The organism is Campylobacter sp. CH246 (genome assembly GCF_004378835.1).
In the GTDB taxonomy this organism is placed as follows: domain Bacteria; phylum Campylobacterota; class Campylobacteria; order Campylobacterales; family Campylobacteraceae; genus Campylobacter_D; species Campylobacter_D jejuni.
The window spans coordinates 20,206-41,845 of the sequence record NZ_RYYA01000008.1 but is presented as its reverse complement, the minus strand read 5'-3'; the positions used below and the strand labels follow the sequence as shown (position 1 = coordinate 41,845).

Sequence of the window (21,640 nt, the reverse complement as noted above, 5' to 3'; positions counted from 1 at the left end):
AGAGTTTAAATTTTTATTTAAGAGTGATGAAGTAGTTTAGTAAAGAATGATTTTATAAATCCCTTGTTAAGGGATTTATATTAATAAGCTTTTTTATAACATTGAATTTCAATTTTTCTAGCTATTGGAATAGCTTGAGTATTTGGTGTAGCAGGTGCTCCATAAGAAATTTTACTTTCTAAAAAATTTCCAACTTGTAAATCTTTAAAAGTTCCATCTTTATCTGTTCCAAAAATACCACAATCATCCATTTCTATTTCGGTATTTGGTAGAACTTTTATAGCCATTTGTCCGCCATAAATTGAGTCAATAAGTAAGGTTTTATTGTTATCATAAATTTGTGCAATAGTACCTTCAAGTTTTAGACTATCTGCAAAAAGCATTGAGCTAGTTAAAAGTGCTGATGCGAATAAAATACTTTTTTTCATAATTATTTCTCCTTAATGTAAAGTGATGACATTATAAAATTTTTAAGTGAAGTGAATGTGAAGTTAAAAATTTTGACTTTCATAAATTAATACGCTTTGATTATTTTCAAAAAAAGTTTGTGGAAAAAGATATAAACCTTCATTAAAAGGAGCTTTGATTAGAGTGTATTGAAGATGAAATGGGGTAATGGAGTTAATAGATTGTTCTAAAAAAGTAGTGCAGTAAAAAGCATCTTTGTCTGTGTTTATGATAAATTTTCTGCCTAAATATTCCAAAGCTTTAGTAACTATTTTTTGCTTGGTTTTTTCATCAAATTTTAATCTTTTAATAGCGATTTTATGACTCAGTTTTAAAAAATCATCCATAGAGCTTAAAATAACTTGGTTTTTAGCATTTTTGTCATCATCTGTTGTAGCATGTATGAGTATAGTTGGAGAAGTTTTAACTACCATAGCGATATGAGAATAAGGGCTTTGACTTAAATTTTCTATTAAAAAACTTTCACTTCCTATTCCTGCACGAAAGACAAGATCGCCTATTTCAAGAGAAGGTAGATGGGGTTTTTTGATGATTTGATTTGAAGGATTGGAATTTAGAAAGAAACCCCAAATTCCAATCAATAAAAATAAAATTAAGAAAAAATATAAAATTTTATTTAAGTAAAACAAGCCATTTTCCATCTTTTTTAGCAAGGAAAACATTACTGCTTTGATTATTATCATCATTAAATAACACTAAAACTCTGATTTTAGCAGAATCTTCATTGATTGTTTTTTCTTCAATTTGAATATCTTTAACACCACCCATTCTTTTTGCTTTGGCTGCATTTTCAGCAACAACTTGAGTGATTTTACCATTAACAAATGTTTTTTCTTCATCATTTTTAGCTTCGCTAAGATCAATGTAACTCATAACAGATTTAGCATCACCACTATAAAGATCTTTTGTAAAATTTTTAGCTAAATCTTCAGGATTTGAAGAACCGCAAGCCACTACAAAAAAGGCAACTAAAGCCAAGAAAAAAAGTTTGAAAAATTTCATTTTTTTCCTTTGATAGTATAAATTAAAATATTCATAATTATAGCAAAATAATTAAAAATTATTTTTTTATTCTTGTTTAAAATAGTTACATTGGAAAATATATTTTTTTCAAAAAGCTATAATTTAAGCACATATAAGTCAGACTTAAAATATCCTATTTTATTATCGAATAAAAATGATACAAAAGGATAGGATATGGAAATTTTTTTAGCTTTATTGGGTTTTTTCTCGTTAGGATTGATAGTTTGGCTTTTGCTAAAAGATTATACTACTCCAGCACTAGCTTTTATAAGTGTAAGTATTAGTGTAGCTTGTATTTTACTTATTCTTGAACAGCTTGGTTTTGGTGTGGGTGTAGCTTTAGGGGTTAAAGGAGGTGTTTTTGATATTAAAACATTGGTTGCTTTTATTAAAGATGGAGTCAAAAGCGTAACGGATACGGCAGCTTTGTTTGTTTTTTCTATACTCTTTTTTAGTGTTTTAAATGCAAGTGGTTTTTTTACTAAAATTTTAAATGCATTTTTATCAAAAATGAAAGCTAATGTATATCAAGTTTGCATTCTTACTGTTTTTATTGCTGCTGCTGTACATTTAGATGGTTCGGGTGCTTCTACTTTTCTTATTGTAATACCTGCATTATTACCTATTTATGAGCGTTTAGGTATAAGAAAGACTTCAATGTTATTGATTATTACTTCGGCTATGGGGGTTATGAATGTTATTCCTTGGGGTGGTCCTACTTTAAGAGCGGCTACTAATATAGGAATGGATGCAAATTTGCTTTGGCACCATATTATACCTATTCAGATTGTAGGTTTGGTATTATCCCTTCTTTTGGCAATTTGGATTGCTAAGATAGAAATAAAAAGAGGCGCAGGCGCAGGTAACTTGTCGGGAATAAAATTAAATATAGAAAAAAGCGAACACCATAATGAAAAATGGTTTTGGTTAAATTTACTTGTAACTATTGGGGTTATTGGGCTTTTAATTAGTGGTATTATTCCTAGTTATATTTGCTTTATGATAGGACTTGTAATAATTTTACCGCTTAATTATCCTAATTTAAAAATAGCTAAAAAAGTTTTAGATCGTGCAAGTGCTGGTGCAATGCTTATGTATATTACTTTAATTGGTGCTGGGATATTAATAGGCGTATTTGATAAAAGTGGTATTATGGAGAAAATGGGTGTTTTGATTTTAAATTTTGTTCCAGATTATTTAGGTACTTATATTCCTTTAATGGTAGGGATATTGGCTGTTCCAATGGCAATTATTTTTTGTACGGATTCTTATTTTTATGGAGTGACGCCTATAGTTTTGAGTGTAACTAAGGCTTTTGGTGCTGAACCTTTGACTATAGCTATTATCATGGTGATAGCAAGAAATTGTGCGACATTTATTTCTCCTGTTGTGCCTGCAACTTTGCTAGGTTGTGGTTTAGCAGAGGTTAATATTAGAGATCATATCAAAAGAAGCTTTTTTTATATATGGGGTATAAGTATTATTTGCTTGATTTTTGCTGAGGTAGTTGGGATAATATAATTAAAATAAAAGAACTTTTGATTTTTCAATGATTAGTTCATTGTTTTATGATATTTTTGAGTCAAAAATTTATAAAAATATAAGCGTTTTTTTGTATTATTTTATTTTGCTTTAGAGAAAAATTATAAATTTAAACTTATAAGAATATTTTTTAAGTTGAAAGTAAAATTTTAAAACGGAGAAATGATGTACAAAAAACAAAATTTACCAGAACTTACCTTAAGGGGTTTGGTTTTGGGAAGTATTTTAACTATTATTTTTACAGCTTCAAATGTATATTTAGGGTTAAAAGTGGGACTTACTTTTTCATCATCAATTCCAGCTGTGGTCATCTCCATGGCGGTTTTGAGTCTTTTTAAGACTTCAAATATTTTAGAAAATAATATGGTTCAAACTCAAGCTTCAGCAGCAGGAACTTTATCATCAGTTATTTTTGTTATCCCAGGGCTTTTTATGTGTGGATATTGGAGTGAATTTCCACTTTGGCAAACTTTTATGATATGTCTTTGTGGTGGCGGACTTGGAGTGCTTTTTACTATACCATTAAGAAGGGCTATGGTGGTTGAAAGCAAGCTTGCTTATCCTGAAGGTAGAGCTGCAGCTGAAATTTTAAAAGTAGCCAATAAAGATCAGAGTAGTAAAAAAGGAAAACAAGGCATTAAAGAAATAGCATTAGGCTCTTTTATAGCTGCTATTTTTAGTTTGTTAAGCAATGGTTTCAAGCTCGCTGCAAGTGAGAGTAATTTTGCTTTTATTTGGAATAAAATGGCTTTTGGTTTTTCTATGGGATATTCTTTGGCACTTTTAGGGGCAGGTTATTTAGTTGGTTTAGCAGGTGCTATAGCTCTTTTTGTAGGCATGTTTTTAGCTTGGGGTATTTTTACTCCCTATCTTTCAAATTTTGAATTCGATAGTGCAAAAAATGCCGTAGATTTAGCTTCTAGTGTATGGAGTTCTAAAGTAAGGCTTATAGGAACAGGAGCTATTGCTATAGCAGCGCTTTGGACTTTAATAGAACTTTTAAAACCCGTTATTGAAGGTATTAAAGAAATTGTTAAAAATGTTAAAATTACTAATCAAGAAAAAAATGAAAGAACAAATATAGACCTTTCTTTAAAAAGTATTTTTATACTTTTTGTTTTAATGGTTGTGGGTTTATTTATTACTTTTTATAGTTTTGTTGAAGATGCTAATTTAAGTATTTATTATCAAATGCTATTTTCATTTGTTGGAACTTTAGTTTCTGTTTTAATAGGTTTTTTTGTTGCAGCAGCTTGCGGATATATGGCAGGACTTGTAGGATCTTCTTCTAGTCCTATTTCTGGAATCGGACTTATTGGTGTTATTATTTCTTCTATTGTTTTTTTGGTTTTAGGTGTGGAACTTTTTCAAGATCCTATGCTTTCTAAATTTGCAGTAGCATTAGCTATTTTTACTACTAGTGTTATTTTAGCTACAGCTGCTATTTCGAATGATAATTTACAAGATTTAAAGACAGGACATTTAGTCGGAGCTACTCCTTGGAAACAACAAGTTGCTTTACTTGTAGGCTGTGTTTTTGGTGCTTTGGCTATAGTTCCTGTTTTAAATTTGCTTTATCAAGCCTATGGTTTTGTCGGAGCAATGCCAAGAGAAGGTATGGATGCTTCATCAGCTTTAGCAGCACCGCAAGCGAATTTAATGAGTACTATCGCCCAAGGAATTTTTCATCACAATATAGAGTGGGGTTATATGGCTTTTGGTGTATTTGTAGGAATTTTAATGATTATTATAGATAAAATTTTAAAAGGAACACAGAAAATGTCTTTGCCGCCTTTAGCCGTTGGAATAGGTATTTACCTTCCACCTGCTGTAAATATACCTTTAGTTATAGGTGGAATTTTAAAATATATTGTAATGCAATACTTGACTAAAAAATATGCAAAAAATTCTCATAAAGAAGAAAAACTTGCAAGTTGTGAGCAAAGAGGTACGCTTTTTGCTTCAGGGCTTATAGTGGGTGAAAGTATTTTTGGGGTAATTATCGCAGGAATTACTGTATTTTCAGTAAGTATGGGTGGTAGTGAAAATCCTTTAGCTTTAAATTTAGCAAATTTTCATGATAGCGAGCTTTTCGCACTTATCTTTTTTGTGGGAGTTGTATTATATTTCATTAAGCGTATTGTTAAAAAAGATGCTTAATTTTTGGGGTTAAAACCCCATTTAATCCATTCTGATATAATTTTTCTTTTGCAATTATCATTCAAGGATTAAAATGGAAAATTTATATGCTTTAATACTTGGAATTATAGAAGGTCTGACTGAGTTTTTACCTATTTCTTCAACAGGACATATGATTTTAGGTACGACTATTTTAGGTATCGATATAGATGAGTTTTGGAAAAGCTTTTTGATTATCATCCAGCTTGGTTCTATTTTGGCGGTAATTTTTGTATTTTGGCGTAAATTGTTTCAAGGGCTTGATATTTGGTTAAAACTTGCAGCGGGATTTTTTCCTACTGGAGTTATAGGGCTTTTTGTGGCAAAATACTTAAATGCTTTATTTAATGGTTGGGTTGTGGTTGGAATGCTCATTTTTGGCGGTGTTGTGTTTATTCTTATAGAACTTGCACATAAAAATAAACAATATCGTATCAATTCTTTAGAAGAAATAAGTTTTAAACAAGCTTTTTGCATAGGTATTTTTCAATCTTTAGCCATGATTCCTGGTACTTCAAGAAGTGGAGCAAGTATTATTGGTGGACTTTTGCTAGGATTTAATAGAAAAGTTGCGGCTGAATTTAGCTTTTTACTTGCTATTCCAACGATGATTATTGCTACAGCTTATAGCATTTATAAAGAGCCTGAGCTTCTTAGCAATGCAAATTCTTTAATTCCTTTAGGCATAGGTTTTATCACTGCTTTTATTGTTGCAGTTTTAGTTATAAAATTTTTCTTAAAATTTATTTCTAAATTCGACTTTATCCCTTTTGGAATTTATCGTATTATTTTAGGATTTGTTTTCTTTTATTTGTATTATAGTGGGATTTTAAACGCTGGAAGTGAATTTAAGCTATAAATAAATATTAAATTTATTCTAAGATTTTTTTAAAAATAAGCTGAATTTCAAAAATAATTAAGTCTTAGAAAGTTAAAATTAGAACTTTATAAACACTCACAGGGTAAGTGAGCGACAAAGGGCTAAAAATATGGAAAAAGAAGTTATTGCGTATTTGGACAATGAGACAATAATTGACTCTCAAAGTGTGAAAAATACAAATTTAAAAGAAATTTATTTTGATAATTCTAAAGAAAGTTTAGAAGTAATCCGTCATTCTTGTGCGCATTTAATGGCACAGGCGATTAAGAGTTTGTATCCTGAAGCTAAATTTTTCGTTGGTCCTGTTATAGAAGATGGATTTTATTATGATTTTCGTGTAGAAAGTAAGATTGGCGAAGAAGATTTAGTAAAAATTGAAAAAAAGATGAAAGAACTTGCTGAAGCAAAGATTGAAATTTCAAAATATGAAATCACAAAAAGCGAAGCTTTGGCTAAATTTCAAAATGATGATTTAAAACAAGAAGTTTTATTGCGTATTCCTGATGGAGCTGTAAGTATTTATAAACAAGGTGAATTTGAAGATTTGTGTCGTGGTCCTCATGTGCCAAATACGAAATTTTTACGCTTTTTTAAACTCACTCGTGTTGCAGGAGCGTATTTGGGTGGCGATGAAAAAAGAGAAATGCTTACTCGAATTTATGGAACTGCTTTTGCAGATAAGGAAAGTTTAAAAGAGTATTTAACCATTATCGAAGAAGCTAAAAAACGCGATCATAGAAAGCTTGGAACAGAGCTTAAGCTTTTTACTTTTGATGATGAGATCGGAGGAGGTCTTCCTATCTGGTTAAGTAATGGTGCAAGACTTAGATCTAAACTTGAACATATGCTTTATAAAATTCATCGTTTACGTGGTTATGAACCTGTGCGCGGGCCTGAACTTTTAAAAGCAGATGCATGGAAAATCAGCGGGCATTATGCAAACTATAAAGAAAATATGTATTTTACACAAATTGATGAACAAGAATATGGCATTAAACCTATGAACTGTGTGGGGCATATTAAAATTTATCAAAGTGATGTAAGAAGTTATCGTGATTTGCCTTTGAAATTTTTTGAATATGGCGTAGTGCATCGTCATGAAAAAAGTGGGGTTTTGCATGGACTTTTTAGGGTGAGAGAATTCACTCAAGATGATGCACATATTTTTTGTATGCCAAGTCAGATTAAAGAGCAGGTTTTAGAAATTTTAGCTTTTGTGGATAATTTGATGAAATTATTTGATTTTAGCTATGAAATGGAAATTTCAACTAAACCTGAAAAAGCTATAGGTGATGATGAAATTTGGGAAGTAGCGACTAAGGCTTTAAAAGAAGCTTTAGATGAACAAGGTTTAAAATACGGTATTGATGAAGGTGGCGGGGCTTTTTATGGGCCAAAGATTGATATTAAAATCACCGATGCTTTAAAAAGAAAGTGGCAATGCGGAACCATACAAGTAGATTTTAACCTGCCAAGTCGTTTTAAACTTGAATACACTGATAGTGATAATGAAAAAAAACAGCCTGTAATGTTGCATCGTGCGATTTTAGGTTCTTTTGAAAGATTTATAGGAATTTTAACCGAGCATTGTGCGGGTGAGTTTCCATTTTTTATCGCACCAACTGCGGTGGGTATAGTGCCAATAGGCGAAGCACATATTGCTTACGCAAAAGAAATTCAAAAAGAATTATTAGAGCTTAATATCGATAGCGAGGTGTATGAAAAAAATGAGAGCTTAAGTAAAAAAATTCGTATCGCTGAAAAGCAAAAATTACCTATGATTTTAGTTTTAGGCGATGATGAGGTGGCAAAGCGTAGCGTTGCTTTAAGAGATAGAAGAGCTAAAGAACAAAAAAATCTTAGCTTGGACGAATTTATTAAATTAGTTAAGGAGAAAATGAGTGAGGTACACTTTTGAGTAAAGAAAAAGAAGTATTGCTCAATGAAGAAATAAGAGCGGATGAAATCAGATGTGTTGGCGATGATGGCAAAGTTTATGGTATTATCAGTAGTGATGAAGCTTTAGAAATTGCAAATCGTTTAGGACTTGATCTTGTAATGATAGCTGCAGATGCTAAGCCACCTGTTTGCAAGATCATGGACTATGGTAAATTCCGTTATCAACAAGAGAAAAAACAAAAAGAAGCAAAGAAAAAACAAAAAGTGATTGATATAAAAGAAATCAAACTTTCTGTAAAAATTGCTCAAAATGATATTAATTACAAGGTAAAACATGCTTTAGAATTTTTAGAACAAGGTAAGCATGTGAGATTTCGTGTGTTCTTAAAAGGACGTGAAATGGCAACTCCTGAAGCAGGTGTAGCTTTGCTTGAAAAAATTTGGACTATGATAGAAAATGAAGCTAATCGTGACAAAGAGCCAAATTTTGAAGGTCGTTATGTAAATATGCTTGTAACTCCAAAAAAAGCTTAATCCACTTTTGTGGATAAGGCTTTTAAAGGTTTTAAATTTTGAAAGAAAATCCTTCTTTTTTAAAAGAGCAAATTATAACTTATCTTGGAAATAAAAGAGCACTTTTAAGTTTTTTAAATAAGGGCTTTAAGGTAGCTAAAAAAGAACTTGGTAAAGATAAATTTAGTTTTTGTGATATATTTAGTGGCTCAGGTGTTGTAAGTCGTTTTGCAAAAGCACACTCAAATTATATTTTAGCTAATGATTTAGAAGATTATTCAAAACTCATCAATGAGTGTTATCTTGCTAATAAAGACAAAGATTTACTTCAAAATATCAAAAAGTATTATAAAAATTTAATCCAAAATTTAGATTTTCAAAAAGGTTTTATCAGTGAGCTTTATGCTCCAAAAGATGATGATGATATTAAAAAAAATGAAAGGGTTTTTTATACTTTTAAAAATGCTTTATATCTTGATACTATAAGGCAAAAAATCGAAAATGAAATTCCAAAAGAATTGAGGCATTTCTTTATAGCTCCTTTGATTTATGAAGCTAGTGTGCATTCAAATACTAGTGGGGTTTTTAAGGGTTTTTATAAGGGTAAGGATGGCATCGGAAAATTTGGCGGTGAAGGACAAAATGCACTTAAACGCATTAAAGGAGAAATAGAGCTTAAAATGCCTATTTTTTCAAATTTTTCTTGTGAATTTGAAGTGATGCAAAAGGATGCAAATATGCTTGCAAAAGAACTTGATTTTTTTGATGTAGCGTATCTTGACCCCCCTTATAATCAGCACCCTTATAGTTCTAATTATTTTATGCTAAATTTAATTGCAAATTATAAAAAACCTGAAGAAATTTCTAAAATCAGTGGCATTCCAAAGGATTGGAACCGCAGTACTTTTAATAAGTCAAAATTTGCCCAAGATGCTTTATTTGAACTTATTAATGATTTAAAAGCAAGAGTGATTTTACTTTCTTATAATTGTGAAGGTTTTGTAAAAAAAGAAATTTTTTTAAAGCACTTAAGCACTCTTGGAAAATGCCGGATTTTAGAGCAAAAATATAATACTTTTAGAGCTTCTCGCAATCTTAAAAATCGCAATATCCATCTTCATGAGCAACTTTATATTTTAGTTAAAAATTAAATTTTGTGCTAAAATTATATTTATAAAAAGGAGGGATTTATGAAGCTAAAATTATCTTTTTGTGCATTAATGGCATTTGGTTTTTCTAATTATCTTTTTGCTTCGGCCATTGATCCAAAGTTATTTTCAAGAATATCTTGATTTTGCCAGTAATAAAGGCAAATTTCAAGTAGGTCAAAGTAGCTTTGAAATTTTAGCAAAAAATCCTAGTCAAAATATCTCTTTTAATGTGCCTATGATTGATTTTTCTACTTCAAATCGTGGAGGAAAATTCCAAGGAGAATTTACCAATATAGGACAATCTTATATAGTCAGTGCTTCTCATATGAGTACAAGTTCAAATACCGGAAAGTAAATAAAAGTTATGTGAAACAAGGTAGTGTTTTACCTTTGGAGGTGTAGCAAATAGAATCGTAAGCTCAAGTGATAATTTTACTTATAAAAAAGAAAATGTGGATTTTACTGTTTTAAAAATGAGTAAGATTAGTCTCAATAAAAGTGCAAATTTAAGTAAAGATTTAAATCTTATTGAAAAAGATTCTGGCGATGGTGGAGATATTTATGAATACAAGGATTCATTTTGGGATAGTTGCCAAAGTAGAATAAAAGGTAAAGGCAAGCTTTTTGACAGTTCGCGTTATGAGTACTTTGCAAGAGAGGGAAGTGGTATTGTAGCTTTAGGTTTTGAAGATACAAATAAAGTAACCCATTAAGATTTTTGATTCTAATGAAATCAATTTAGGGGGTTTTGTCAGTTTAACTCCTAAAAATACTGAAGATAAGCGTTTTAAGTTGCAATTTCTTAATTATACCAATGATAAAAGAAATTCTTTTACAAGTTCTTCAATATCCTAGGATTCTGGAAGTGGAGTTTATGTTTATGATAAGATGGATAAAAATCGTATTTAGTGGGTGTGGTAAGTACGAGTAATTGTAATGTCCATTTTACTATGGATATACTTGTTTACAGGTTGATTATGCTTTGATCAATCAAATAAAGATCAATGAATTTTAAAATGCTCATAAAGTAGTCATAGGATCTGGAACTTATACACTTAGTAGCGATGGTTTGATGAAAGATGGTAAAAAAATAGAAAATGTAAGTTTGATTTCTAAGACTAATGTGGGTTATGTAAGCTATAAAAATTCTTTTGATGATAAAAATAATTGTGATAAGAGATTGGATTTATCAGGCTTAATATTAAATTTTGATCAAATTAAAACTGACTCTAATAATGTTTTTATCACAAGTTCTTAATCAGGAATACATTTAAATTTAGAAAACAAGCAAGATTATCTTTATCATGGCAATATCTTTTCAGATGAAGCTGTAACAATGAGTGCCAATGCAGACAAAGCTTTGATTTTTGATGGTAATATTTACAATAAAGAAGGTGTTTTTAGGACAGAAAATGCCAATAAATTTTCAAGGACATGCTAGAATACACGCTTATGTAAGCAAAGAACAAGCTAAAAAACTTCAAGAACATGGTTTAAGTGCTTTAACTAAGCCTGTAAGTTTTACACAAGAAGATTGGGAAGATAGGGTTTTGTTTTAAAAGAGCTTAATTTAGAAAAAAGCGAGTTTTATTTAGGGTGTAATGTAAGCTTAAAAGTAGAAAACCTTAATGCTAAAAATTCCAAAATAGAGCTTGGAAGTAAAAATTTGTGGATCGATGAAAAAGATGGGGAAAATATTATTGATAAGACTGATGATCATTCTTATGGAGATGTTGTATAAACAGGAGTTGGCAAAGAAATGGCTTTTGAGCAAAAGCTTTAAAATACCCAAAATGCTAAGGTAGAAAAGGTTTATTTTAGTGGAAATTTAAATCTTGATCATTCTGATGTTACTTTACAAAACACAGTTTTTAGTGGTAATATCAAAGGTATCAATGATACGCAAAAAAATCTTGCGATTAAAGATTCTTTGCTTGAGTCTCATATACAAATGAGCAATATTCAAGTAGAAAAAAGTGCCATTTATGGGAAAGTTGATGCAAAAAAATTAAGTGCAAATAATACAATATTTAAAATCAATGTGGATTTTGAAAATTCTAAAGCAGATTATATTAATTCTAAGGAAAGCACACAAGGAGTAAATAATACTTTAGTATTAATTTTTCTTAATAATCCTAGTAAAAAGCGGGTTTAAATATCTTACTAGCTCATTTAAAAGATGAAAATAAACATTTAACAAAGGAATTTTTTACTATGCCAAATGTGAGCAAGGTTTTAGTACGTATATCCCAAATGTTGTTTTTTCTCATAATGAGGAAAATTTTGCCCAGAGTGGAATTTAGAAAAAATTGATTCTAAGATTAAAGATGAATATTTTTTTACTAATGATAATACTCAAGCTATTGTAAAAACTAAATCTATACTTGCTCAAGCTATTTTATGCTCCATGATAGAATGGAATAATATGCACAAAAGAATGGGGGAATTACGCAATAATCCTTATGAAAGTGGTGTATGGTTAAGAACTTTTGGATGGGGTACGAGTGATGAGTATAATAGTGGAAAATACTTTGAAATTCAAAGCGGACATGATAAATTAAACGAGTATTCGAATTTCGAGCTTTACAGTGGAGTAAGGTTTTTATAGTGATTTTGTTTTAGATATATTTATTATCAAAATGAAATAAATGCAAATTTTATTCCAAGAAATCAAGGTAGATTAGATGATAATGATGGTTCGCATAATATTATCTTAAGTGCTGAGTTAGGTTATAGAAAAGCTTATGATAAATTTTATCTTGAGCCGAGTTTGGAATTTATCAGTGGTTATGTAGGAGCTATGGATCTAAAAGGAGATATTGCTAGTTTAAAACGATTTTCTTATATTCCTTTAGTCGTAAAAACAGCATTTTTCATAGGAAGTCAAAATTAAAATTTAAATTTTAGAACAGGACTTGGTTTGTATGCGGATCCGATTAAAGCAGGAGATCAAATCTTGGAGAATCAAGCAAGTCAGAGAAGATATGAAGGAAAAAAGATCAAGGAATGTTTATAAATTTAGGAAATGATTATAAGCTTAACGATAAAACACGCTTTAGTTTTGATTTGAAAAGACATTTTTTGGCGATTTAAATGTAGATTGGAGTGCAAATGCTAATTATAAGATATAGTTTTTAAATAAAAAATAATTTAAAAATTGTATTTTTATTTTAAGCTTTTTTGTTTATAATACTTGCTTTTACATTTAAAGGATAAAGATGAAAATAAAAGTTGGGATTTTAGGAGCGAGTGGTTATGCGGGAAATGAACTTGTTCGCATTTTGCTTAATCATCCCAAGGTTGAAATTTCTTATTTGGGTTCGAGTTCTAGCGTGGGGCAAAATTATCAAGATCTTTATCCTAACACCCCTTTAAATTTATGTTTTGAAAATAAAAATTTAGATGAACCTGAACTTGATCTTTTGTTTTTGGCTACTCCGCATGAATTTAGTGCTAAACTTTTAAATGAGAATTTATTAAAAAAGATAAAAATCATTGATTTAAGTGCGGATTTTCGTCTTAAAAATCCTAAAGATTATGAGCTTTGGTATAAATTCACTCATCCTAATCAAGAGCTTTTGCAAAATGCGGTTTATGGACTTTGCGAGCTTTACAAAGAAGAGATAAAAAAAGCAAATTTGGTGGCAAATCCAGGTTGTTATACCACTTGTTCGATCTTAAGTCTTTATCCCCTTTTTAAGGAAAAAATCATTGATTTTAAATCAGTTATTATTGATGCAAAAAGTGGAGTAAGTGGAGCAGGAAGAAGTGCGAAGGTGGAAAATCTTTTTTGTGAAGTTAATGAAAATATCAAAGCTTATGGTTTAGCTTCACACCGCCATACTCCTGAAATTGAGGAGCATTTAAGCTATGCAGCTAAAGAAAAAATCACTTTACAATTTACCCCTCATCTTGTGCCTATGCAAAGAGGAATTTTAATCAGTGCTTATGCAAATTTAAAAGAGGATTTACAAGAACAAGATATACGTGATATTTATACAAAATACTATCAAAACAATAAATTCATAAGGCTTTTACCACCGCAGTCGTTTCCGCAGACTCGGTGGGTTAAATCAAGCAATTTTGCGGATATAAATTTTAGTGTAGATCAACGCACAAAGCGTGTTATTGTGCTTGGTGCTATTGATAATTTAATCAAAGGTGCAGCAGGACAAGCTGTTCAAAATATGAATTTAATGTTTGATTTTGATGAAGATGAAGGACTTAAATTCTTTGCAAATTTGTAAAGGATAAAAATGTTAATACGAGCTATGCAAAAAAGCGATTATGAAGCCGTTTATAAGCTTTGGTGTGAGATAAAAGGCTTTGGGATAAGAAGCATTGATGATAGCAAAGAAAATATAGAAAATTTTTTAGATAGAAACCCAAATCTTAGCGTTGTAGCAGTGATTGATGAAGAAATTGTAGGAAGTATACTTTGTGGGCATGATGGACGCACAGGAGGATTTTATCATGTATGTGTACATAAAGATCATAGAAAAAAGGGCATAGCGCACGAGATGACAAAATTTTGTCTTGAGGCTTTAAAAGCTCAAAAAATCAATAAAATCGCCCTGATCGCTTTTAAAAACAATGATTTAGGCAATGAGTTTTGGAAACATTATGGTTTTACTTTAAGAGAAGATGCGAATTATTACGATCTTTCTTTAAATGAGTATAATCAAACTAGCTTTAATGCTTAAGGAATGATCATGCAAAAATATTTAGAAAAAGCTAATGTCTTAATCGAAGCTTTGCCTTATATACGCAAATTTAATTCTAAGATTATACTTATAAAATACGGTGGATCAGCTATGGAAAATGAAGAGCTAAAGCATTGTGTGATGCAAGATATAGCTCTTTTAAAACTCGTGGGTTTAAAGCCTATTATTGTACATGGTGGGGGAAAAGATATTTCTGCTATGTGTGAAAAACTAGGCGTAAAGAGTGAGTTTAAAAACGGTCTTAGGGTTAGTGATAAAGCCACTACTGAAGTAGCCAGCATGGTTTTGAATCATATCAATAAAAATTTAGTCCATAGTTTGCAAAATTTAGGAGTTAAAGCCATAGGGCTTTGTGGTAAAGATGGCGCGCTTTTAGAATGTGTGAAAAAAGATGAAAATTTAGCTTTTGTTGGCACGATACAAAAGGTAAATTCGAAAATTTTAGAAGAGCTTTTAGAGAAAGATTTTTTACCTATCATTGCTCCTATTGGCATGGATGAGGATTTTAATACTTATAATATTAACGCTGATGACGTAGCTTGTGCGATCGCCAAGGCTTTAAGGGCTGAAAAACTTGCTTTTTTAACCGATACTGCAGGGCTTTATGAGGATTTTAGTGATAAAAATTCTTTGATTTCTAAAATTAGCCTTGAACAAGCTAAAATTTTAGCTCCTAAAATAGAAGGTGGTATGCATGTAAAATTAAAATCCTGTATTGATGCTTGTGAAAATGGAGTCAAAAAGGTGCATATTTTAGATGGACGCGTGAAGCATTCTTTATTGCTTGAGTTTTTTACTGATGAAGGTATAGGCACTTTGGTGGGTTAAAGGATGAAAATGGATTATAAAGAACAAAGTCATATTGTCCCTACTTATAAGCGTTTTGATATAGTTTTAGAAAAAGGGCAGGGGGTTTATCTTTTTGATGATAAGGCTAAAAAATATCTTGATTTTTCAAGTGGTATAGGTGTTTGTGCTTTAGGATATAATCATGCTAAATTTAATGCTAAAATCAAAGCTCAAGTGGATAAACTTTTACATACTAGCAATTTATATTATAATGAAAACATAGCCGCTGCAGCTAAAAATTTAGCCAAAGCTAGTGCTTTAGAGCGTGTTTTTTTTACAAATTCTGGTACAGAAAGTATAGAAGGAGCGATGAAAACAGCTAGAAAATACGCCTTTAACAAAGGTATTAAGGGTGGACAATTTATCGCTTTTAAGCATTCTTTTCATGGGCGTACTTTAGGGGCTTTATCGCTTACTGCTAATGAAAAATATCAAAAGCCTTTTAAACCTTTAATTTCAGGGGTTAAATTTGCAAAATATAATGATATTTCAAGCGTTGAAAAACTGGTGAATGAAAAAACTTGTGCCATTATCTTAGAAAGCGTGCAAGGAGAAGGTGGAATAAATCCTGCAAATAAAGATTTTTACAAAGCCTTAAGAAAGCTTTGCGATGAAAAAGATATATTATTAATCGCTGATGAAATTCAATGTGGCATGGGTAGAAGTGGAAAATTTTTTGCCTATGAGCACGCACAAATTTTGCCTGATATCATGACTTCAGCTAAGGCCTTAGGTTGTGGGCTTAGTGTGGGTGCTTTTGTAATAAATCAAAAGGTAGCAAGCAATTCTTTAGAAGCAGGCGATCATGGTAGTACTTATGGTGGAAATCCTTTAGTTTGTGCAGGAGTGAATGCAGTTTTTGAAATTTTTAAAGAAGAAAAAATTTTAGAAAATGTCAATAAACTCACGCCTTATTTAGAGCAAAGTTTAGATGAGTTGATAAATGAATTTGATTTTTGTAAAAAACGCAAAGGCTTAGGGTTTATGCAAGGGCTGAGTCTTGATAAAAGTGTAAAAGTAGCTAAGGTCATTCAAAAATGTCAAGAAAATGCACTTTTATTAATAAGTTGCGGGGAGAATGATTTGAGATTTTTACCTCCTTTGATTTTACAAAAAGAACATATTGATGAAATGAGTGAAAAGTTAAGAAAGGCTCTAAAGAGTTTTTAATAAATTTTGTAAAAAAATTTATTCTTTTCCATCTACTATAGGCACAAATAAACATTCTTCTAAAATTTCTTTTTGTAAATTTGTGCCATTTTTTCTAAGGCGTGTGATGAATTGTTTGCCATTGTGTAAAATAGGAGCGACTAAAATACCGTCATCGCTTAATTGATCAAGTAAAATTTCAGGAATTTGTGTCGCATAAGCAGAAAATAAAATCCTATCATAAGGAGCATAATTTTTCCAGCCATTTTGTCCATCATCAAATTTTACATTGATATTAAAAAGTTCTAATTCTCTGAAAGTTTGAGCGGCTTTTTTGGCTAAATTTTCTATGCGTTCTATGGTAAAAACACGCCTTATGACTTTGCTTAAAATCGCAGCTTGATAGCCACTTCCACAACCTATCTCTAAAATACTATCAGCATTTTTAAAATCTAAAGCCATAGTCATTTTAGCTACAGTTAAAGGTGAACTAATCCATTGAGAATTTGCTAAAGGCAAAGCATCAAGGCGATAAGCATGGGCTTTTAAAGGAGAAAAAATTTCACGTGGAATTTGACAAAAAGCATTAAAAAGTTCTTCATTGATAAAAACTTTTTGTGCAATTTCTTCAGCCATATTTTGACATCTTTTTTGTTCAAATGTGTTCATTACTTCTCCTATAAATTTAAATAAAAATTGTAACTAAAAAAGTTGAAATAGAGTTAAACTTAGCTATACTTAAATAAAAAGGAAAAAAATGCTTATAAAATTTAAAAATCATAGTCCCAAACTAGGTCAAAATGTTTTTGTTGCAGAGGGCGCTAAAATCATAGGAGAAATAGAAATAGGAGATGAAAGTAGTATTTGGTTTAATTGTGTTTTAAGAGCCGATGTTAATTTTATAAAAATTGGCAAAAGAACCAATATTCAAGATCTTAGCACGGTACATGTTTGGCATAGGGAATTTGATAAAAAAGGAAAGTTAAAAGATGCTGGTTTTCCTACGATAATAGGAGATGATGTAACTATAGGACATAATTGCGTTATACATGCTTGTGTGATAAAAAATCGTGTTTTAATCGGAATGAATGCTGTTATCATGGATAGTGCTTTGATAGAAGAAGATAGCATAGTGGGTGCTGGAAGCGTTGTAACAAAGGGTAAAAAATTTCCGCCACGCTCTTTGATACTTGGGAATCCTGCAAAATTTGTGCGTGAATTAAATAATGAAGAAATAAACTTTCTAAAACAATCCGCTTTAAATTATGTGGATTTTAAAAACGAGTTTTTAAAAGATCTTCAGTGATATTTTGAAGTTTAGGCGAGAGTTTTACTTCAAATTTCACAAAACGATCAAGATCTAAAAAATTCTCATCGAGTTTTGAAATTTGCTCTTTTGTATAATCTTGAATAGTATTCAAAGATGACTTTTTAAGAAGTCTTTTTTCTTTGTAGACTAATTTTAAAAGTTCTTTGCGTTCTAAATTTTCATCTTGATTTGGGTTTTCGTCAAAAACATAAAGTTCATCAAAAAGGATTTTTTGCGTGTTTTTATCATAAACCCTAAAAAGCTTTTTAAAATGAGGTAGGGTTGATTTTTCGTTATTTTCGCTGATTTTGATTTTAGGTTTTATGCCTTGATCTTCTAAGGCTGCGAGTTTATAAACGCAACTAAAAATAGGGTCACTTGAAGCAGTGATCAATCTTTCACCTACACCAAAGATATCAATAGGTGCATTTTGTTCTTTGAGTTTTTTAATGCTCCATTCATCAAGTGCGTTAGAAACTATGATTTTACATTTTTGAAGTCCTGCTTGATCAAGTTCTTGTCTGATTTTCAAACTCAACTTAAGTAAATTTCCAGAATCTATTCTCACGCCGCCTTCTTGGATACCAAATTCTTTAAAAACTTTAATCGCATTTTTAAGTCCGCTATTTAGACAATCATAAGTATCAATCAAAAAAATAGGATTTTTTGGATAAATTTTCACATAAGCTTTAAAAGCTTCAAGTTCATTTTCAAACATTTGCACCCAAGAATGTGCCATAGTTCCATTGATAGGGATATTATAAATTTTTCCTGCTAAAGTACAAGCACTTCCTATGCAACCTCCTATAAAAGCTGCTCTTGCTCCTTTTAAGGCTGCTTCACTTCCTTGTGCTCTGCGTGAACCAAATTCTAAAATTTTACTGTCTTTAGCTGCACGCACGATACGATTGGTTTTGGTAGCAATAAGGCTTTGGTGGTTTAAACTTAAAAGTAAAAAAGTTTCTAAAAGCTGTGCTTCTATAGTTGTAGCTTTAACGCAAAGTAAAGGTTCGTTTGGAAAAATCACTTCTCCTTCACGCATGGCATAAATTTCACCTTTAAATTTAAAGCTGGCTAAAAAATCTAAAAATTCTGTATCAAAAATACCTTGTTTTCTTAAAAATTCTATATCTTCTGTATCAAAACTCAAATTTTCAACAAAGTCTAAAATATCTTCAAGACCTGCAAAAATAGCAAAAGAACCTGAATCTGGAATTTTTCTAAAAAATATATCAAAATAACAAATTTGATCTTTTTTATTGTTTTTGAAATAGCCTTGAGACATTGTAAATTCATAAAAATCACAAAGCAAGGCTAAAGAAGTTTTAGAAGTCATCAAAGCTTATACTACCCTTAGAATAATTCGTTACTTTGCTTTCAAAGAAATTGCTCTTTTGATCGTTAAATTTTGAAAAATCATCTACCCATTTAATAGGATGTTTTGCATTGTATAACTTATCTAAATTGATCGCGCTTAATCTTTGATCTACAAGATAATGGATATATTCTTCTATGATATCATCAGTAAAGCCCATGATTTGATTTTGAGTGATGTATTTACCCCATTTGATCTCAAGATCTCCAGCTTTTTTAAACATATCATAAATTTTATTGATATTTTCATCATGGAATAAATCAGGTCTTTCTTTGCGTACTGAATTGATCATATTTTGAAATAATAAAAGATGTGTGATTTCATCTCTTTGGATAAAGCGGATCATTTGTGCTGAACCTAGCATTTTTCCTGCACGTGCAAGTGCGTAAATGGCAGTAAAACCACTATAAAAATATACTCCTTCTAAAATTTGATTTGCCACCATAGCCAAAAGGAGTTTATTATCATCTACATCGCCTGCTAATTCTTCATAAATGCTTGAAATAAAGTCATTTTTTTCACGCAAAGTTTCATCATGCTTTTCCATTTCATAAATCAAATCTGTATTATCGCAAATCGCTTCTACCATAACAGCGTAAGATTTTGAATGGTTTGCCTCTTCATAAGCTTGGCGTGCTAAAACCGCATTGATTTCAGGAGCTGTGATGTAAGGATTGATATTATCTGCTAAATTATTGGTTTGAAAACTATCCATAGAAATAAGCTGACTCCAAACCAAATCATACATTCTTTTTTCACCTGCAGTTAAATTACAGCGATAATCAAGTGCATCTTTAGTTGTGTCCACTTCTTTTGGAAACCAAGTATTTGCCTCCATTAAATCCCAAAGTTTTAAAGCCCAAGTATATTTTGCCTTAGTGAAATTTAAAATTCCATGTGGGTTACCATCAAAAACTTTACGATCTCCTAGGGTTTCGTTTGAGCTTGGATTGTAAATTCTTTTTCTTTGCATTTTTAACCTTTCTTTATGCTTTGGTAGCTATACAACTTTGAGTTAAAATATCGTGTAAATTTAAACGATCTTTTCTTACAAAACTGACAAATAAACCAAAGAGTAAGCCAAAACTTATAATAAATATCACATATCTTAGTAAAATTCTAAGAAAACTTAGTTTCTTTCCCGTTTTTATATCAATAAGATATAAATCATATGCTTTAAGACCTGGGCTTTGTGCCTTTTTTGTTAAAAAAATAGCTTGAATCAAGCCAAATAAAAAAGTACATAAAGTTGTGATAAAATGGTTGTTTAAAAAAGCTTCTTTAGAGCCTAATAGAAAATAAAATAAATACAAAATAGGAATATAAATAAGAAAAATATCTATAAGCAAAGCTCTAAATCTTAGCCATCTAGAGCTAATTTTTGCTTTAGTTTTCATTTAATTTCCACGACTTCCTGGTTTTATAGCTTTACTCCCTTTTTTACAAAGTGGACAATTTGTTTCATCGTAAATTTCAAATTCAAAATTTCCTAGAGTAAAGAGTGGTAAATTTTCAGGTAATTTCGCATTATCTTTTCTTGGAGATTTTAAATTTTCTACTGCACAAAAACCACGATTTGCCAATGCTGCAAAACCTACAACAATGCCACCTAAACTTTCAATGATTTTTGCACTCTCTAAAGCACTACCACCTGTAGTAATGATATCTTCACAAATTATAAATTTTTCACTCTTTTTTACTTCAAAACCACGTCTTAAAGTCATTTCTTTATTTACTCTTTCGGTAAAGATAAAACGTTTACTACAAGCTCTTGCAAGCTCATAACCTGCTAAAATTCCACCTAAAGCAGGAGAACAAATGCTATCAAATTCTATCTTATAGCTTGCAATAATCTTTGCAAGTTCATCACAAAGTTTTGCTGCTAATTTTGGATCCTCTAAAACTTTTGCACTTTGAAGATAAAATTGCGAATGTTTACCTGAACTTAGCAAAAAATGCCCTTCTAAATAAGCACCACAATCTTTATAAATTTGCTCTAAATTCATCGTTAAACCTTTAAAAGTTCACTTTCTTTGCTTTTTACACTCTCATCAATTTTTGTTGTATAGGTGTCGGTAAGTTTTTGCACTTCATCATAAGCTTTTTTTGCTTCATCTTCGCTTATTGCCTTATCTTTTTCTAGTTTTTTAACTGCATCGTTGGCATCTTTGCGTATATTTCTTATAGAAACTTTTGCCTTTTCACCCATAGCTTTAGCTTGTTTTACATTTTCTTCTCTTTGCTCTCTAGTCATCGGAGGGAAAAATAATTTTACACTTTCGCCGTCATTGTTTGGATTTATACCGATATTTGCAGCTGCAATAGCGCTTTCTATGGTTTTTAGTAAAGGTTTTTCCCAAGGAGTGATGCTAATAGTTGAAGCATCACTTGCTAAAACAGTTGCTACTTGATTTAAAGGAGTTTGAGTTCCATAATAATCCACTGTAATATGATCTAAAATATGGGTATTAACTTTTCCAGTTCTTAAAGTGGTGAAGTCTTTTTTTAAGGCTTCTAAAGATTTTTCACTTTGGGTTTTTTGTTTGTTAAAAATTTCATTTAGCATTATCATTTCCTTTA

General features: G+C 30.7%; 20 protein-coding genes and 1 pseudogene. 12 read left to right on the top strand and 9 right to left on the bottom strand.

Annotated elements, in window-relative coordinates; all coding sequences use genetic code 11:
- Positions 1–80: 80 nt before the first annotated feature.
- From ELQ06_RS06940 to ELQ06_RS06930, 3 genes are all read right to left on the bottom strand, one after another.
- Positions 81–428 (bottom strand): hypothetical protein, encoded by a 348-nt coding sequence (locus tag ELQ06_RS06940; RefSeq protein WP_052798014.1) that lies wholly within the window; start codon positions 426–428, stop codon positions 81–83.
- Between the two features lie 63 nt (positions 429–491).
- Positions 492–1,097 carry a YiiX/YebB-like N1pC/P60 family cysteine hydrolase gene (locus ELQ06_RS06935; RefSeq protein ID WP_002937199.1) on the bottom strand — a complete coding sequence of 202 codons (606 nt, stop codon included), beginning with the start codon at positions 1,095–1,097 and terminating at the stop codon, positions 492–494.
- Positions 1,081–1,422, bottom strand: a complete 342-nt coding sequence (locus ELQ06_RS06930; protein WP_052798023.1) for a DUF4878 domain-containing protein — start codon at positions 1,420–1,422, stop codon at positions 1,081–1,083. Before ELQ06_RS06930 ends, ELQ06_RS06935 begins: the two co-directional genes overlap by 17 nt.
- A 243-nt stretch (positions 1,423–1,665) precedes the next feature.
- Between ELQ06_RS06930 and ELQ06_RS06925 the strand changes: the two genes are divergently transcribed.
- The 11 genes and pseudogenes from ELQ06_RS06925 to ELQ06_RS06850 all read left to right on the top strand — a co-directional run bounded on the left by ELQ06_RS06925 (position 1,666) and on the right by ELQ06_RS06850 (position 16,397).
- On the top strand, positions 1,666–3,012 hold the full coding sequence (locus tag ELQ06_RS06925; RefSeq protein WP_052794258.1) for an SLC13 family permease: 1,347 nt from the start codon (positions 1,666–1,668) through the stop codon (positions 3,010–3,012).
- A gap of 183 nt (positions 3,013–3,195) precedes the next feature.
- Positions 3,196–5,193 (top strand): oligopeptide transporter, OPT family, encoded by a 1,998-nt coding sequence (locus ELQ06_RS06920; RefSeq protein ID WP_079460119.1) that lies wholly within the window; start codon positions 3,196–3,198, stop codon positions 5,191–5,193.
- 73 nt (positions 5,194–5,266) lie between these two features.
- Positions 5,267–6,070: an undecaprenyl-diphosphate phosphatase gene (locus tag ELQ06_RS06915; RefSeq protein ID WP_052798013.1), complete on the top strand. Its 804-nt coding sequence runs from the start codon at positions 5,267–5,269 to the stop codon at positions 6,068–6,070.
- A 130-nt stretch (positions 6,071–6,200) separates the two neighbouring features.
- Positions 6,201–8,009: a threonine--tRNA ligase gene (gene thrS, locus ELQ06_RS06910; protein ID WP_044260760.1), complete on the top strand. Its 1,809-nt coding sequence runs from the start codon at positions 6,201–6,203 to the stop codon at positions 8,007–8,009.
- Positions 8,006–8,524, top strand: a complete 519-nt coding sequence (gene infC / locus ELQ06_RS06905) for a translation initiation factor IF-3 (RefSeq protein ID WP_002851726.1) — start codon at positions 8,006–8,008, stop codon at positions 8,522–8,524. The genes thrS and infC overlap by 4 nt, the downstream gene beginning before the upstream one ends.
- Before the next feature lie 38 nt (positions 8,525–8,562).
- A complete protein-coding gene (locus ELQ06_RS06900) occupies positions 8,563–9,654 on the top strand; it encodes a DNA adenine methylase (RefSeq protein WP_052798012.1) in 1,092 nt (363 codons plus the stop codon).
- Between the two features lie 39 nt (positions 9,655–9,693).
- Positions 9,694–12,785, top strand: a pseudogene (locus ELQ06_RS08775) (autotransporter serine protease VvfC).
- Between the two features lie 87 nt (positions 12,786–12,872).
- Positions 12,873–13,901, top strand: a complete 1,029-nt coding sequence (argC, locus tag ELQ06_RS06865) for an N-acetyl-gamma-glutamyl-phosphate reductase (protein ID WP_052798011.1) — start codon at positions 12,873–12,875, stop codon at positions 13,899–13,901.
- 9 nt (positions 13,902–13,910) lie between these two features.
- The gene (locus ELQ06_RS06860; RefSeq protein ID WP_002860626.1) at positions 13,911–14,357 is read left to right on the top strand and encodes an N-acetyltransferase; all 447 of its coding nucleotides are present in this window, start codon (positions 13,911–13,913) and stop codon (positions 14,355–14,357) included.
- Positions 14,358–14,360: 3 nt separating this feature from the next.
- The gene (argB, locus tag ELQ06_RS06855; protein WP_079264061.1) at positions 14,361–15,206 is read left to right on the top strand and encodes an acetylglutamate kinase; all 846 of its coding nucleotides are present in this window, start codon (positions 14,361–14,363) and stop codon (positions 15,204–15,206) included.
- A 3-nt stretch (positions 15,207–15,209) separates the two neighbouring features.
- Entirely contained in the window at positions 15,210–16,397 is a 1,188-nt protein-coding gene (locus ELQ06_RS06850) for an aspartate aminotransferase family protein (protein WP_074470996.1), read from the top strand.
- 18 nt (positions 16,398–16,415) lie between these two features.
- On the opposite strand, the gene ELQ06_RS06845 is transcribed toward ELQ06_RS06850, so the two are convergent.
- Positions 16,416–17,045 (bottom strand): protein-L-isoaspartate(D-aspartate) O-methyltransferase, encoded by a 630-nt coding sequence (locus ELQ06_RS06845; protein ID WP_002874477.1) that lies wholly within the window; start codon positions 17,043–17,045, stop codon positions 16,416–16,418.
- Between the two features lie 88 nt (positions 17,046–17,133).
- Here ELQ06_RS06845 and ELQ06_RS06840 point away from each other — a divergent pair, with 88 nt between their 5' ends.
- Complete coding sequence (locus ELQ06_RS06840; protein WP_002874478.1) at positions 17,134–17,682, top strand: gamma carbonic anhydrase family protein; 549 nt, start codon at positions 17,134–17,136, stop codon at positions 17,680–17,682.
- On the opposite strand, the gene ELQ06_RS06835 is transcribed toward ELQ06_RS06840, so the two are convergent.
- Genes ELQ06_RS06835 through frr form a run of 5 tightly spaced genes read right to left on the bottom strand, consistent with a single transcriptional unit; the run spans position 17,651 to position 21,632 of the window.
- A complete protein-coding gene (locus ELQ06_RS06835) occupies positions 17,651–19,024 on the bottom strand; it encodes a nicotinate phosphoribosyltransferase (protein WP_079460118.1) in 1,374 nt (457 codons plus the stop codon). The genes ELQ06_RS06840 and ELQ06_RS06835 overlap by 32 nt on opposite strands.
- Complete coding sequence (locus ELQ06_RS06830) at positions 19,011–20,033, bottom strand: ribonucleotide-diphosphate reductase subunit beta (RefSeq protein ID WP_002851758.1); 1,023 nt, start codon at positions 20,031–20,033, stop codon at positions 19,011–19,013. Before ELQ06_RS06830 ends, ELQ06_RS06835 begins: the two co-directional genes overlap by 14 nt.
- A 13-nt stretch (positions 20,034–20,046) precedes the next feature.
- The gene (locus ELQ06_RS06825; protein ID WP_002892687.1) at positions 20,047–20,457 is read right to left on the bottom strand and encodes an RDD family protein; all 411 of its coding nucleotides are present in this window, start codon (positions 20,455–20,457) and stop codon (positions 20,047–20,049) included.
- Complete coding sequence (gene pyrE / locus ELQ06_RS06820; protein ID WP_044260786.1) at positions 20,458–21,066, bottom strand: orotate phosphoribosyltransferase; 609 nt, start codon at positions 21,064–21,066, stop codon at positions 20,458–20,460. It lies immediately after the preceding gene.
- Between the two features lie 2 nt (positions 21,067–21,068).
- Positions 21,069–21,632, bottom strand: coding sequence for a ribosome recycling factor (frr, locus tag ELQ06_RS06815; protein WP_079462199.1), 564 nt, complete (start codon positions 21,630–21,632; stop codon positions 21,069–21,071).
- Positions 21,633–21,640: the final 8 nt, after the last annotated feature.

Coding starts and splice junctions, on each gene's coding strand:
- ELQ06_RS06940 (WP_052798014.1), bottom strand. CDS start 428: ATGAAAAAAAGTATTTTATTCGCATCAGCACTTTTAACTAGCTCAATG.
- ELQ06_RS06925 (WP_052794258.1), top strand. CDS start 1,666: ATGGAAATTTTTTTAGCTTTATTGGGTTTTTTCTCGTTAGGATTGATA.
- ELQ06_RS06920 (WP_079460119.1), top strand. CDS start 3,196: ATGATGTACAAAAAACAAAATTTACCAGAACTTACCTTAAGGGGTTTG.
- ELQ06_RS06915 (WP_052798013.1), top strand. CDS start 5,267: ATGGAAAATTTATATGCTTTAATACTTGGAATTATAGAAGGTCTGACT.
- thrS (WP_044260760.1), top strand. CDS start 6,201: ATGGAAAAAGAAGTTATTGCGTATTTGGACAATGAGACAATAATTGAC.
- argC (WP_052798011.1), top strand. CDS start 12,873: ATGAAAATAAAAGTTGGGATTTTAGGAGCGAGTGGTTATGCGGGAAAT.
- ELQ06_RS06860 (WP_002860626.1), top strand. CDS start 13,911: ATGTTAATACGAGCTATGCAAAAAAGCGATTATGAAGCCGTTTATAAG.
- argB (WP_079264061.1), top strand. CDS start 14,361: ATGATCATGCAAAAATATTTAGAAAAAGCTAATGTCTTAATCGAAGCT.
- ELQ06_RS06850 (WP_074470996.1), top strand. CDS start 15,210: ATGAAAATGGATTATAAAGAACAAAGTCATATTGTCCCTACTTATAAG.
- ELQ06_RS06845 (WP_002874477.1), bottom strand. CDS start 17,045: ATGAACACATTTGAACAAAAAAGATGTCAAAATATGGCTGAAGAAATT.
- ELQ06_RS06840 (WP_002874478.1), top strand. CDS start 17,134: ATGCTTATAAAATTTAAAAATCATAGTCCCAAACTAGGTCAAAATGTT.
- ELQ06_RS06830 (WP_002851758.1), bottom strand. CDS start 20,033: ATGCAAAGAAAAAGAATTTACAATCCAAGCTCAAACGAAACCCTAGGA.
- ELQ06_RS06825 (WP_002892687.1), bottom strand. CDS start 20,457: ATGAAAACTAAAGCAAAAATTAGCTCTAGATGGCTAAGATTTAGAGCT.
- pyrE (WP_044260786.1), bottom strand. CDS start 21,066: ATGAATTTAGAGCAAATTTATAAAGATTGTGGTGCTTATTTAGAAGGG.
- frr (WP_079462199.1), bottom strand. CDS start 21,632: ATGATAATGCTAAATGAAATTTTTAACAAACAAAAAACCCAAAGTGAA.